The sequence below is a fragment of the Thiomicrorhabdus arctica DSM 13458 genome, from assembly GCF_000381085.1.
GTDB classification, from domain to species: domain Bacteria; phylum Pseudomonadota; class Gammaproteobacteria; order Thiomicrospirales; family Thiomicrospiraceae; genus Thiomicrorhabdus; species Thiomicrorhabdus arctica.
On sequence record NZ_KB905899.1, the window covers coordinates 1,356,605 to 1,370,969 of the forward strand.

14 protein-coding genes and 1 tRNA gene are annotated in these 14,365 nt (G+C 40.6%); 4 read left to right on the forward strand and 11 right to left on the reverse strand.

What is annotated here, in order from left to right; genetic code table 11:
* Nucleotides 1-13: 13 nt before the first annotated feature.
* The 11 genes from F612_RS0106325 to F612_RS0106375 form a co-directional block, all read right to left on the reverse strand.
* A complete protein-coding gene (locus F612_RS0106325; protein ID WP_019556916.1) occupies nt 14-1,243 on the reverse strand; it encodes an NAD(P)/FAD-dependent oxidoreductase in 1,230 nt (409 codons plus the stop codon).
* A gap of 8 nt (nt 1,244-1,251) precedes the next feature.
* On the reverse strand, nt 1,252-1,995 hold the full coding sequence (locus tag F612_RS0106330) for a glycosyltransferase family 2 protein (RefSeq protein ID WP_019556917.1): 744 nt from the start codon (nt 1,993-1,995) through the stop codon (nt 1,252-1,254).
* A gap of 34 nt (nt 1,996-2,029) precedes the next feature.
* A complete protein-coding gene (locus F612_RS0106335) occupies nt 2,030-2,611 on the reverse strand; it encodes a YdcF family protein (protein ID WP_157760466.1) in 582 nt (193 codons plus the stop codon).
* A 112-nt stretch (nt 2,612-2,723) separates the two neighbouring features.
* Nucleotides 2,724-3,113, reverse strand: a complete 390-nt coding sequence (locus F612_RS0106340) for an LptM family lipoprotein (RefSeq protein ID WP_019556919.1) — start codon at nt 3,111-3,113, stop codon at nt 2,724-2,726.
* Between the two features lie 77 nt (nt 3,114-3,190).
* The gene (fabG, locus tag F612_RS0106345) at nt 3,191-3,925 is read right to left on the reverse strand and encodes a 3-oxoacyl-ACP reductase FabG (RefSeq protein WP_019556920.1); all 735 of its coding nucleotides are present in this window, start codon (nt 3,923-3,925) and stop codon (nt 3,191-3,193) included.
* An 11-nt stretch (nt 3,926-3,936) separates the two neighbouring features.
* Nucleotides 3,937-4,380, reverse strand: coding sequence for a hypothetical protein (locus tag F612_RS0106350; RefSeq protein ID WP_019556921.1), 444 nt, complete (start codon nt 4,378-4,380; stop codon nt 3,937-3,939).
* A complete protein-coding gene (locus F612_RS12940; RefSeq protein ID WP_019556922.1) occupies nt 4,380-5,189 on the reverse strand; it encodes a beta-ketoacyl synthase chain length factor in 810 nt (269 codons plus the stop codon). The genes F612_RS0106350 and F612_RS12940 overlap by 1 nt, the downstream gene beginning before the upstream one ends.
* Nucleotides 5,186-6,418, reverse strand: a complete 1,233-nt coding sequence (locus F612_RS0106360) for a beta-ketoacyl-ACP synthase (protein WP_019556923.1) — start codon at nt 6,416-6,418, stop codon at nt 5,186-5,188. The genes F612_RS12940 and F612_RS0106360 overlap by 4 nt, the downstream gene beginning before the upstream one ends.
* Before the next feature lie 508 nt (nt 6,419-6,926).
* Nucleotides 6,927-7,412, reverse strand: a complete 486-nt coding sequence (locus F612_RS12945; RefSeq protein ID WP_019556924.1) for a COG4648 family protein — start codon at nt 7,410-7,412, stop codon at nt 6,927-6,929.
* A complete protein-coding gene (locus tag F612_RS0106370) occupies nt 7,412-8,311 on the reverse strand; it encodes a MipA/OmpV family protein (protein ID WP_019556925.1) in 900 nt (299 codons plus the stop codon). Before F612_RS0106370 ends, F612_RS12945 begins: the two co-directional genes overlap by 1 nt.
* Before the next feature lie 382 nt (nt 8,312-8,693).
* Nucleotides 8,694-8,769 (reverse strand) — tRNA-Asn (locus F612_RS0106375).
* A 275-nt stretch (nt 8,770-9,044) separates the two neighbouring features.
* On the opposite strand from F612_RS0106375, the gene galU reads away from it, so the two are divergent.
* The 4 genes from galU (at nt 9,045) to F612_RS0106395 (ending at nt 14,148) form a co-directional block, all read left to right on the forward strand.
* On the forward strand, nt 9,045-9,920 hold the full coding sequence (gene galU, locus F612_RS0106380; RefSeq protein ID WP_019556926.1) for a UTP--glucose-1-phosphate uridylyltransferase GalU: 876 nt from the start codon (nt 9,045-9,047) through the stop codon (nt 9,918-9,920).
* The gene (gene pgi, locus F612_RS0106385) at nt 9,917-11,482 is read left to right on the forward strand and encodes a glucose-6-phosphate isomerase (RefSeq protein WP_019556927.1); all 1,566 of its coding nucleotides are present in this window, start codon (nt 9,917-9,919) and stop codon (nt 11,480-11,482) included. The genes galU and pgi overlap by 4 nt, the downstream gene beginning before the upstream one ends.
* Nucleotides 11,472-12,716, forward strand: coding sequence for a UDP-glucose dehydrogenase family protein (locus F612_RS0106390; protein WP_019556928.1), 1,245 nt, complete (start codon nt 11,472-11,474; stop codon nt 12,714-12,716). The genes pgi and F612_RS0106390 overlap by 11 nt, the downstream gene beginning before the upstream one ends.
* A gap of 61 nt (nt 12,717-12,777) precedes the next feature.
* Nucleotides 12,778-14,148 (forward strand): phosphohexomutase domain-containing protein, encoded by a 1,371-nt coding sequence (locus tag F612_RS0106395; protein ID WP_019556929.1) that lies wholly within the window; start codon nt 12,778-12,780, stop codon nt 14,146-14,148.
* Nucleotides 14,149-14,365 lie beyond the last annotated feature (217 nt).

A 14,365-nucleotide genomic window follows, 5' to 3' on the forward strand; every position in this document is an offset into this window, starting at 1 on the left:
AACCAATACAACGTTATTCAATGATGGAAAACCGATAGATGGTATCTACCATTTTCTTAGGATTCGTCACAAAAACATTCTCTTGATTCCAAACATAACCACTGAGAACCGAGACCACTGATTGTGACACTTTTTCTGCTTTGTCGTCACAGAATAGAATCGATTGCAAACGACCATCATACCAAGCGTTAACATATTCTCGAAAAACATTAATGCCCACCATCATGTAATCGGCATAATCTATTTGCCAATCTACAGAGTGACCATTTAGCTCCTTAATGGTAAGCTCTGCCGCTTTCGCTCCCGACTCTAGCGCTAACGTTACCCCAGAACTGAAGACCGGATCCAAAAATTCTGAGGCATTACCCACTAACACAAAGTTCTTATCAAATAGCTTGGTAACGGCTGCCGAGTACCCATTGATACAACCTACAGCTTGAATTTTAGTCGCCTGTGCATAGCGCTTTGACGCGGGTAGGTTTGTTTGAATGATATAATCAAAAAACTCAGATTCCGTCAGATTAAAACTTTTAAAGTATTGTTCATCACAGACAATACCGACCGAAGTTACGCCATCGTTAAAAGGAATATTCCACAACCAGGCCTGATTATCATCATGAATACCCACAAAAATATAGCCATCTTTCCCGTCTACCAATGAGCGTACGTCTCCAGTTACTCGACAGAAGATGGCTTTACGCATCGCTTGTTCAGAAGGTTTCTCCAACCCTAATAACCTCGGTAAAACACGACCATAACCAGACGCATCGATCACTTTTTTGGGTTGATATCGTTGTACCTCTCCGGACTTAGTTCTTACGGTAATAATGCAATCTTGGGCATCAAAATCGATTACTTCAGATTCAAACTCCACAACGACCCCTTTTCTTTGGGCATCCAACAGAAGCTCATGGTCAAAAGTTTCGCGCTTTACTTGAAATGAACTATTAAAGGATTCCCCTAAGTTATTCTCAAAATTAATAACCTCTAAATCGCTATCTGTTTGGAAGACAACGCCTGGTTTGTATTGAAAATTTGCCTGTTGGATGCACGCTAACATATTCGCTTCATCCAATAGAAAGTTGCATCTCGGGAGTAATGATTCACCGATCACGAAACGCGGAAAGACCATTTTCTCAACCAGTTTTACTTTAAAACCAGATTGCACAAGTTTGGCACCAGCAATAGAACCTGCTGGCCCGCCGCCTATAATAAATACGTCATAGTTTTGATTTAAATTCATTCACTTCTCTAGTCTTGAATAATTTTTGGATTTTTTGTGAGCGATCTGACCAGGCCTGGTAGGTTCATGCCTTTTTTGAATAATTTTTTGGCGACCATAAAAGTTATTTGAGTAATATCAAATCCGGCTCTGAAGTGGCTAGCGCGTCGATTATCTGCATAAACAGTATCAATCGGAATAAAAGCAAAACCGTAGTTTAAATGCGCGGCATCCACAAGCACTTCACTTTCAAAAACGAACCCTGATTTATTCTCATATGGAAAATGTAACTTGTTTAATAGACTTGCTGGATACAGACGAAAACCTGATTGGCTATCAGCAATAGGTCGACCTGCAGCCCAACCTACCCAAAAATCGGCAATACTATTGGCAATACGCCTTGAACGGGGGGCATTTTGACGATCCTTTAATCTGGATGCAATACATAAATCTTTTGAATTTTTTTCATAATGAGCCAGTAATTTGGGAATGTCTAAAGGACTATGCTGCGCATCGCCATCCAAGGTCACGATAGCTTCAACTCCAAGCTTTAACGCTCTTTCAAACCCTGCTTGCAACGCTTTAGCTTTACCACCATTAACAGGTAAATCCATTAAAATAGCATTCGTTTTTCTCACCAATTCAGCCGTATCATCTTCTGACGCATCATTCACGACAATCACCAACGAAGTCTGTTTTAAAGCCTCACTCACAACCTGTGTAATTGTCAGAGTTTCATTGTAGGCGGGAATTACTACTGCAAAATTTTTCATTAAACATCCTTTACACTCATTCAACCAATCCCATTTATCTAATTTTATGGAGTATTTTTTCATTATTTAAAAGCTGACTTACAAATCGTCCAGTACAGTACCAATTTAAAAAAAAGGCCTCTAATAAAATTTTATAAACTTGCGTCAAATTTAGATGCCACTCTTTTTCAGCGGGTAAACAACGCGTTGAAAACCCCATGTTTTTAGCCATGACCGAACAACGTAGTAAATGATAACGATTAGAAATCAATGTCACGTTTAGAGGTAACTTTGTTTGTTGCAGGTATTCTCGGGTGTACTTTAGGTTCTGTAACGTATTCTTAGACCTGTCTTCAAGAATCAAGGAGGTTGTATCGCGATAAGCGCTGATGAACTTAGATGAATTGAATAAATAGGCTTGTCCAGCTTGCGCTTCGCTGAGGGTATTTTTGCAGATGATACCGCCCTGCAGAATAAGACACTTAGGTTTTTCGATAGGGAGCCAGTCTATGACCGTGTTTAAACGTTGTTTAAATTCGGTGTCTGGCTGATTTTTATTAAGTTGTTTTCCAAACAGAATCCAAATCTCATGTTGGAAGGTTGGTTGAGCTGTTTTAGCAACTTGATATACCTTCATAACATACCAGACAATTATAAGACCCAGCGTACCTAACGCCCATAACATTGAAAGGGACAGCATCAAGACACCATCCCAGTCTATTGAGGCAACTTTACTAACTTTCAACGTACTAGTGTATTAGTTGTACTTGGATTGCACGATCCAGATTCATTATCCAACCATTATAATTACTATGAATAGTCTTTTCTTCTTCGTCATAATCCAGCTGTTCGCTCGATTTATACAATAAACTATATTGGCTACTTGAATATGGAATTGTAATTCTAGCCACATGCCTTCTTAAAAATAATGTTCCCTCTAAAGTACTTGCATCAACCTCTTTAATTATCCAGCCTAAACCCATACCGGCACGCTTAATCGCTTGTTTAACTTGGTCTGAATTTTCGATACTGTTTGGAACAACCTTAGACTCAACTTCATGTATGGGTTTTACGCCACAAGCTGTTAATAAAAAAGAAACCACGGCGAGCATTAAAAAAGATATCCATTTTTTTTGCATTATTTTTTCCTTACAGATTTAGAATTTTCAAAGCCCATCAAAGCTTGGATTTACACTTATTATACGACATTAACAATCTATACCATGCCGCCATTAATAGACATTACTTGCCCAGTGATATAACTCGACTTGCTTGAAGCTAAAAAGCTTACTAAATCGGCGATTTCTTGAGGTTTGCCTGCTCTTTGCATCGGCACCACCTGCTTAAGCCGTTCAGGGGGAAAGCTACAATTCGCCATCTCACCTTCAATGACACCTGGTGCCACGACATTTACCGTAATTTTACGAGATGCTAACTCTAGTGCCAGCGATTTACTCGCGCCAATCAAACCGGCTTTTGCCGCAGCGTAATTTGCCTGTCCACGATTGCCCATAATACCGGCGACCGATGCGATGTTAATCACTCGTCCCCAACGGGTTCTAATCATAGGCAACAATAAAGGCTGAGTGACGTTAAAAAACCCATCCAAAGTGACCGCAATCACTTTTTGCCACTGCTCATGTGTCATCCCGGCCATGACCGCATCGTCGTGGATGCCGGCATTATTAATGATGACTTGAACTGGCCCCGTCTCCAGAATTGTTTCAATAGCCTGTTCAACCGCGACAGTATCAGTCAGATCAAAACAGATTGCATAGGCAATCCCACCCTGCTTCTGAATACTCTTAGCGAGTAATTCGGCCTTTGATAACTGCGAGTTTGCATGAATCCACACTTCATAACCATCGGTTGCAAGCTGAGTGGCGATTGCGGAGCCTAAGTCGCCACTTCCGCCGGTGACTAATGCTTTTATCTTCCTTTTTTCTACCATGTTTTTTCCTTTTAATCCGAATCAGGATGTATGACCATCACTCTGCCTGAACAAATCTTTCTCAACTTAGCATCCGTAATATAAAACGCATACCGTTTGCATGTTTCATCTACCATAATAATCGTCGCAGTCACCTCTAAAAACTCAGTCAGTGGATCAAATACCCCCCATTCAACTCCTTTGACTGATGCAATATAACCTAACTTTGGTACACCTAACGTCGAAGACAGTTCCATTAATCCACCATGCACTGCAATTGCTTGCGCACCATACTCAATCAAGTGCATCTTAGAAAGTTTACCATCCGTTTTTAAAGGGTTATTTACCTCTAAATGCGACTGTGTTCTGCAAATAACTTCGGCATCTGTGTAAGACACTACTTGCTCTAATAAACACATGCCTCCCGCATGGGGAATGAGTGCTTCAATATCGGATTTAGTTAAGATAACCGTCATCACCCTAAAGAAACCTTGATAAAATTATTCCAATTTAATGGGAAGTGCATGTCACTCTTCTCATGACCCGACTGATATAACGCAATGGATTGTAAAAGAGGGTACGCTTCTGCTGCTGGCACCCCCGTATAAGGATTACTTTTCAAAGGCTTAAACGGCGCATCTTGTGTGAGCGAAAGTGACAACAATGGATAATCACTTTCGATCACTTCACTGGCATCTAATATCATCGAAAAGGCAAATGGGGCTTGGGATTTTTGCACCGTATCAACTGGCATTAATTCATCCAAAGGTAAATCGTAAATAACCATGAGAACAGGTTTGCCATAATTTTGAGATTGTAGAATAGCCTCGAGTAAACCATTTGCAATCGCATATTCCCCTACCGAAATAGCACTGGCAGCCGCCTGATTTTCTTGACCGATCATCCAGTACCCCGCCGGTGCGTTGTGCACCGAGTTATGGAACTGAGTTGGTGAAATCATAGGCTCTTCTTCACTCACGGCCTGACACATTCGGGCTGAAATAAGCGTGTCTCCATCTTTACAAACGAATAATACGGGTAGTTTTGCTTCTGTTTCAGGATAAGCCTGCTGAAAAGAGACCAGCGCTTCTTCAGCTGTTTTCAAAGCCAGTTGAATAGTTGCAGTGGTGCGACGGCGTTCATTAGCCGGTAAAAAAGTCGGACTGTATTTCTCAATGGTCTTAGACATATCCGGTAACTGGTTTGTTAGCATCATTTTTTTAAACGTTTCAAAATTCACCAGGCCTGGTGCAGTTAAACCGATGCTGAGTATTTGAGCCTTCATTCAGCCGACTCCCTTTTTAAAATTACAGAAGCATTATTGCCCCCAAAGCCAAAAGAGTTACTCATAACATACTGGAGCCGCCGATTCGTCTCCGACAAGTGGATCGTCTCTAACGGCACCGAGATATTAGACCGAGCCAACTTTTGTACTAACATCGAATCTAGATTCGTTAAGTTCAAATTAGCTGGCACCACCTGTTCCTCTAACATCCATTGGCAAAAAATAATTTCAGTAATGCCTGCTGCGCCTAAAGTATGTCCAGTAAACCCTTTGGTAGAACTTATCCAAGTAGATGACTTTTCTGACATCAAATGGCTCACCCCCGAGACTTCAGACAGATCATTACTCGGTGTGGCCGTACCATGCAAATTAATATAATCAAGTTCATCTATACCAATATTGGCTTGCTCCGTCGCCGCCAGCATCGCCAACTGTGCACCTTCTCCTTCCGGGTGTGGCGTTGATATATGATATGCATCACTACTCTCACCAACTCCGGCAATTTCGACCGGGGATGGATTTGTTTCATCAGAAAACTTGGCGTGACTTAACAACATAAAACCGCCCGCTTCTCCTATATTAATGCCATCCCGCGATTCATCTAAGGGTTTACAAACAGTTGAACTCACTAAGCCTAGGGCATTAAACCCGTGTACAGTCGTCAAACACAAAGAATCTACCCCTCCAACAACGACCGCATCTACAATTCCCGCATTCAACCAACGTTGGGCCACCGCGAATACTTTTGCACTCGAAGAACAGGCGGTTGAGATAACAAAACTCGGACCTTCTATATTTAGAGCCTGGCAACAAAATTGCGCCAGTGAATCCATTTGCTGCGTTTTTTGATAACAATAACTATCAGCATCCAACTTATGTCTAAAAACATCTTCCGTTGTTGCAATACCAGAAGTGCTCGTTCCCACAACTAAGCCAATTCGATTCGGCCCAAACTTCTCAATGAGCGCTTCTACTTTGTTATTAAACCCCTCTGTTTGCAACGTTTTCCACGCTAACTGATTATTACGACAGAGAAACGCCTCCAACGCCTTAGGCAACGTTACACTCTCAACCCCCTTAACCTCGCCTAGAAAAGTTATGATCTCTGGCATCTGTTGATGAAAGTTAGTCTCTTGTGAAAGACCGCTTTTTCCCTCTGTCCAAGCATCGATATGAGGTTTTTTACCCGATCCCAGTGCAGAAACCAAGGTGGAAGCTATAATATGCATAAATCGACTTTTCCGTAAAATTCTGAAAATTATAATATAAGCTAAGTTTAGTACAAAATAAGTCTATATCTCAATGAAGTTTCTATTTAATTCCCGTCAAGTTTTCTCTAAAGAAGCCATTGACTAAATCCAAAAAATTGCTTTCTCAAAGGTCCGCTTTCAAGCCATTAGAATTACCTGGCAAAGAGGGCTGCTTATGCCATATCCACAAAACCTTTAACGACGAACATAATCTTCTGTGCAGATTTATATGCGTTTTTATGGTCTAAGCGTTATTTTAGAGCATTACTTAAGCAGTCAATAAGATGACTTTTAAACACAAAAAACCGCATGAATAAAAGAGGTGAATTGTTTTTTTTGATGAAATGAAGCAAGTTAATAAGGAACGACAATCACTATGTTCCTTATTAGGATTAGGGCGCGTTTTTGATTAAAAGAAATCCATCAACACCGACATGCCTGTTAACTTTGGTACAACCATTGCCATTTATCAATTGACTGCCTTAGCTTATTTCTGAGTATCAAACTGCCAGACGTCTTTGACTGAAACTTGACTCAATTGATAGAAAAATTGTCGTAAAGAGCTTCCTTTATGCGCGGGCAAAAACAGTTGTCGTACATAAAACTCTCCTACAAACAAAACTACTGAACCGCTATAAAACACCCCTTCAACCCATCCTGTAGTGTGATTAACGTCCATCAAGCCATCCACTTTTAGAACACATAGTATAAAAAAGAAAACAACCCAGAGCCAAGTAACTTGACGGGTGTAACGCCTTTCAGCCATTGAATTTTCTGCCCCCATTAGGAGCGCATAACGGGTTATCAAAGGCGTTTGACTCGAACGCAAGCTCATCAAAAAAACTAATAACATACCGCTTAAAAGCACTAATGCGAACAATTGCATCAAGAACTGTAGTGTGCCAACACTAAAAACAAGCAATAGAAAAAATCCCACGATCAAACCTATACTGCTTAGAATTCTATAAATCATTATTCCAGACCTTTTACCGTTTCTACAGATGTCATAAAATTCCAGGTCAGGGTTAAGCCAAACATATTACTGAAATGCGTTTCAACTAGAGGGCTCTTTTTAAAAACCGCTTGACTCATGTCAAATCCACGCCAAAAACCGCCTAGCCAGAATTGGTCAAAATGATAATTCACTGAAAGATGATAGCTAACACCAGAAAAACCATCAGTCGTTTTATAGGCCGGTCGGTCTGGTGTTGCATCACGAGAATCAACGCCATAATAATAGTTATGATTTTCTGAATCAGCGAAGTTAGCCGCAGCGCCAACCGTGATTTTAATACGTTGCTTATGACTCAGAGCCTTTCTGTAATAGTAGAAGACACCTGGATTAGCTACCCATCCCTCTTGATGAATGCGTTTGAAATCAGAAGCAATAATCGCCCTAATGGGCAATTCGAATTTTAGTTCATTTAATTGATATTGGTACAAACGATAGGTTAAAACAGGCCCCAAACCGATAGAGCCATCCAGATCACTCATGCCAGCACGCTTTTTATTATCTCTACTCGCAACAGGGATACTGCCTGATAAACTTAAATCTAACTCAATCGTAGGGGTTTTCAAAAAAGGCTTGGTAAGCGCTTGCTGATTAATGGAAAAATGCTTGCCGCGATAGACAATATAAGGAAGTGGGATAAGTAACTGATTCTGTTCTTTTGATCCAGGGTAGTCGGGATAAGAAAGTAGCGCGGGTCCCAACCCAAACTCCCATTTTGGGAGAACTTGCTCTGCTAGAGCATTATTCGAAAATATGAATGATATACACAAAAAAGAGACTCTAATGAAGAGTCGCTGAACATACAGATTGTACAAACAAGCTTTGACCTTTTCACTTGCAATTAATTTGTGTAAATTCATGTAATGTCCTAAGGATAAAGAGTCCAACATAATAAAATCAGACTTTTTATAGCTTGCTACTTATTCTTTTATGTCATTATACAGTGGCTTAGCCTACTATAATTCAACAACACATAAGAAGTCGCTTTGGCAAGTCATGCTAGTATGAATAAACACTCAAAAAATTGTTTAAAGTGAACTTTGCGTAAACACTAAAATACTTTTCATATCATATGATGCTGCGAGAGGTTACTAAAAATCTTAGACATTAGAAAAGAATGAGAAAGAATCTGCCGTAAAGCGCCTCAAAGATAATGTCGACCCGTTATTATGGGTTATTTTAGGCAATAAAAAAGCCAGGCTTCAAATAACATAAGTCATTGAAAAACCTGGCTTTAGAATGTGGCTCCCGATTCAGGATTCGAACCTGAGACATACGGATTAACAGTCCGGTGTTCTACCAGCTGAACTAATCGGGAGTGATAGATATCAAACAACTCGTTTGATGTGGCGTATTATAGGGAAATAATTTTAGCGTGCAAGTGTTTTTTATAAAAAAACATGACTTTTTACAAAGCTTAACCAATATCAAAAGCTTAACGTCGTTTATATCGTTTTTTATGAACAATTCATAAACTCATCACATATATATTCGTAATTTCTCCCAGTTTAAGGATCTCTTATATTAGAATATTACTTATTATAATATTTAGTAAAATTCCTTATCAAATTTCTATAAACATAGAGAGCTATTATGCCTATCAAAAAAATTGTCATTCCAGTAGCGGGTTTAGGTACCCGTTTTTTACCCGCCACTAAAGCTATCCCAAAAGAGATGATTACTTTGGTTGATAAACCTTTAATCCAATACGTTGTTCAAGAAGCTGTGAATGCAGGATTTACGGATATTATTTTAGTCACCCACTCTTCCAAGCAAGCAATTGAAAACCATTTCGACCACCATTTTGAGCTTGAGACGACGTTAATTAATAAAAAGAAAACCGCTCTATTAGAAACTCTTAGAAATATCATTCCTGATACCGTTAATATTATTTCTGTGCGCCAGCCTGAACCTCGTGGTTTAGGGCATGCTGTTTTATGCGCCGCTTCAGTGATCGGAGATGAGGATTTTGCCGTCATGCTTCCGGACGTTATCCTTAATAGTGAATCCACCGATTTAACCAATATGGTCAATGCATTTCACCGTTCGAATCAAAGTCAGATTATGGTTGAACCCGTCCCTGAATCTGAAGTCGATAAATACGGCATTGCTGACTGTATGGGGAAAGCCCTGAACCCAGGAGAGTCTCGTAAAATGGTCGGTATTATTGAAAAGCCGTCTTTGGATAAAGCACCCTCTAACTTATCAGTGACAGGCAGGTATGTTTTAAGCAATCGCATCATGAAGATTTTAGAAACAACCCCTAGAGGCGCGGGGAATGAAATACAATTAACGGACGCAATTGCGCAACTAATGCAAGAACAGGATATTCAAGCGTATTGTCTAGAAGGTAAAAGTTTTGATTGTGGTGATAAAATGGGTTATTTAAAAGCGACGGTTCAATTTGCCATGAAGCACTCAGAAATCGGGACTGACTTTACTCGCTGGTTAAAGGATTTGACGAAATGATCGAAACGCAAGCATTCTCTAAATTAAAACCCTTAGCAGAATCCATCAAACAAATTCACTTAAAGAGTTTGTTTACAGGTGACGTTAACCGTTTTGAGCAGTTCCATGTTCAAACTGAACATCTTCTTTATGATTTTTCTAAACAAAAAATAAACTCAGAAGTTCTGCACGAGTTGCTTAATCTAGCCACAGAATCTGACCTACAGCCATGGATTGAAAAACTATTTTCTGGTGAGAAAATTAACCAAACAGAAGACCGGGCTGCATGGCACACGGCCTTAAGGGATATTAATAACCCTTTGACAGAAGTCGCGCAACAATGGCGTAAGATGGAGCATATTGTTGATTTAATGCACTCACATCAACTGCGTGGATTTTCAGGGAATGCGATTACCGATGTCGTGAACATTGGGGTAGGCGGGAGTGATTTAGGCCCTTTAATGGTCACCTATGCGCTTGAATCTGACAAGCTATCCATTGCGCCAGAAATTCATTTTGTGTCGACCTTAGATGCACGCCAATTACAACGTTTACTGAAGAAGCTTAATCCCTCCACCACACTCTTTATTATTGCCTCCAAGTCCTTTACCACGATTGATACCTTGTCTTTAGCAGAAACGGCAAAGGAGTGGATTGAAGAGGCCTCCCCTTCAAACGAATCGACTCTGCGCCACTTTATCGGCATTTCAACCAACCCCACCAAAATGACAGAGTGGGGCATATTGCCACAACTTCAACTTGAATTCTGGGATTGGGTTGGCGGCCGTTATTCTTTATGGTCTTCTATCGGTTTGAGCATCGCCTTTAAGCTAGGCATGCGGGGTTATAAAGATTTGTTAGCGGGTGCGCATGCCATGGATATTCATTTTAAAACCATGCCTTTTGCTGAAAACATTCCAGTACTGCTAGGCTTAGTTGGCATCTGGAACACAAATTTTCTAGATTTAAAGGCACAAGCCATACTACCCTATGACTCTAGATTAAAATACTTTGCCAGCTATCTTGAGCAATTAGAAATGGAGAGTAACGGTAAAAGTACACGTCGAGATGGTACTGCTACCACCTATAGAACTTGTCCAGTACTTTGGGGAGAAGTTGGACCAAATGCGCAACACGCCTTTTACCAGTTGCTTCACCAAGGCACGGAACGGATCATGTCAGACTTTATCTTATTCACACAAGGTCAATCAAACTCTGAACGCGCAAAATTCCATCAAAACCTAAACATTGCTAACTGCCTCGCGCAAAGTCGAGCGCTGATGGTTGGTAAATCCAGCAAAGACCTTAATAAAAACTATCCTGGTGATCAAGTATCCAATACGTTATTGTTGAATCAATTAGATGCCTTCCATCTAGGGCTGCTGGTCGCACTTTATGAACATAAAGTATTTGTCCAATCGGTGGTTTGGAAGATTAACCCATTTGATCAGTGGGGCGTGGAGTTAGGCAAAAAATTGGCCATGGATATTTTGGCACATATTGAAACGCACACCACCGAGAAATTAGACACCTCAACAGCGGGTATTCTTAACACTATCTGGAAACAAAATAATGAAAATTAACGTTTTTGGTTCAAATATCAGTGCACTAGTGTGCGCGGGTTGCCTGGCTGAGACAGGAAATCAAGTCACTCTCATTGGTAATAGAGATAAAGAACGTTCTGAACCAGGCCTGCTCAAATTATTAGATACACAATTGGATGCTGGACGTTTAGAACTCTCTACTGGTTATGATATCGATGCTGATTACCAAATCATCTCGCTTGAACCAGGCAATTGCTCAGAAGCGAAATTAATTGCTAGATCTTTAGCCGCTGGAACAAATCCCAGTACCTGCTTAATCATCCGCTCTAACTTTACGATGGGTACGTTTAAAACGATTACTGAGCTCTCTCAAAAGCCTTGTATTGTGAACCCTGACTTTGCATCAGAGGGACGTGCCATTATTGGCTTTATGCGACCGGACAGAATCATTATTGGTAGTCATGCACCTGAGGCCATCAAAAGCTTTAAGCGATTGTTCGCACCATTCAATCGCAACCACAATGTGATTATCGAAATGTCACCAGAATCAGCTGAATTGACGAAATATGCAACGAATGCCATGTTGGCCACACGTATTTCGTTAATGAATGAATTAGCACAGGCTGCTGAGCATCTTGGTGCCGATATTGAAGAGGTTCGTCAGGGACTTGGTTCCGATCAGCGTATCGGTCAAGCTTACTTATACGCCGGTACAGGGTTTGGTGGCGCTGACTTTGAAATTGATTTATCGCGCATCCAAAAAATTATTCATGATTCAGGTTCAGATGAAGGCCTATTGAAAGCGGTCAGCTTGATCAACGAGCAACAAAAAGAAGTTTTATTCCGTAAAATTTGGCAACATTATAACTGCCAATTGGATGACAAAACGGTCGCTATCTGGGGCATTAGTTATAAACCCAACTCTAATTCAATTGAGGGCGCGCCGAGTCTAGCTTTGATTAAAGCACTGCTTAATCAAGGTTGTCGTTTAAAGATATTTGACCCCATGCTTGAGACGAATTTTACCATGTGGATGCGTGAAACATTACCGCTAGAGCAACAAAAACGAATTGAAATCTGTGCTGATATGTATGAAGCGACAGAACAGACTGATGCGCTTTGCGTGATGACAGAATGGCAATCGTTTTATTCTCCAAATTTTGAAACTCTTAAGACCAATATGCGGACCCCTATCATTCTCGATGGCCGTAACTTATACGATAAGCTGTGGTTGGCAGAGAATCAATTCACCTATTATGGCATTGGACGATAACCTCAATTTTTCACATAAACCTACTATTAATCAATTCAAACTGAACTTAAAGAAATCTAAAATGACATTAAACGCACAAAAAATAAGCTGTTTTAAAGCCTACGATATTCGTGGCCGCGTACCTGAAGAACTCAATGCAGATATTGCCTACCAAACAGGCCGCGCTTTCGCGGCTGAACTTAATCCTAAACAAGTCGTGATCGGCTATGACATTCGTTTAGAAAGCCCTGAAATTGCCAAAGGACTCATGCAAGGATTGGTTGATTCCGGTGTCGACATTATTGATATTGGCCTCTGCGGTACTGAAGAAGTCTATTTTGCAACGCCTTTTTATGCTGCGGATGGCGGGATTATGATTACCGCCAGTCATAACCCAAAAGGTTATAACGGCATGAAGTTGGTGGCGCGGGGTTCGGTTCCTATTAGTGGCGACTCTGGTTTAAGAGAAATTGAACAACGCATTATTGAGAATCGTTTTGACAGTGTTGTTTCTGAAAAAAATAAAGGCACTGTCTATCAAAAACCGAGTAAACAGGCCTATATTCAGCACCTGTTAACCTACGTCGATTTAGACCAATTAAAACCTTTAAAACTGGTGGTCAATGCTGGCAATGGCGCTGCAGGTCCTACGTTTACAGAGTTGGCTAAAGAACTGCCCTTTCAAGTCACGACTGTCAATCATGAAGCAGACGGCAACTTCCCTAACGGTGTGCCCAATCCGATGATTATTGAAAACCGTATCATCACCACGGAAACAGTGATTCAGCAGCAAGCCGATATGGGCATTGCTTGGGATGGTGATTTTGACCGTTGTTTTTTATTTGATGAAAAGGGACAATTCATCGAAGGTTACTATCTGGTGGGACTCTTGGCCGAGACTCTGTTAGCTTCTCACCCAGGAGAGAAAATCGTACATGATCCACGTCTGACTTGGAACACAATTGAGCAAGTATCTCAGGCCGGCGGTATCCCTGTGCAATCTAAAACGGGCCATGCCTTTATTAAAGAGCGTATGCGTAAAGAAGATGCTGTTTATGGTGGTGAAATGTCTGCACACCACTATTTTAGAGACTTTTATTACTGTGATAGCGGTATGATTCCCTGGTTATTAATTGCCGAATTGATCAGTAAAACAGGTAAAACCTTATCAGAACTCATCTCAGAAAGAGCTAAGGCTTATCCTTGTAGCGGTGAAATCAACTACACGGTTAAAAACAGCCCAACCATACTTGCTAATGTTCGTGCACATTTTGCTCCTGAAAATCCAGCCATTGATGAAACCGATGGCTTGAGTCTGGAGTTTACTCAATGGCGAATGAATATTCGTTCTTCCAATACCGAACCTCTATTAAGACTTAATATTGAATCACGTGGTGATTCTGACTTGGTTTGGCAAAAAGTTAAAGAACTTGAAGCCATTATTTTGGCTTAAATCCTATATTACAATAGTCTTGAGACAGTGATTATCGGCTAATCATCCCCAGATTAGCCCTTTTCCAAACGAATAATGACGCCTTTAAAGCCGTTGAAGGTTTGTTAATTCCATACAATATCCTATAATCTCCCCTACGTCATTGACCTTCAAAGCTATTTACTCAAAGCGCCTCATCAAATAGATACGTCACCAGAGCCGATAAAAATATTTCATT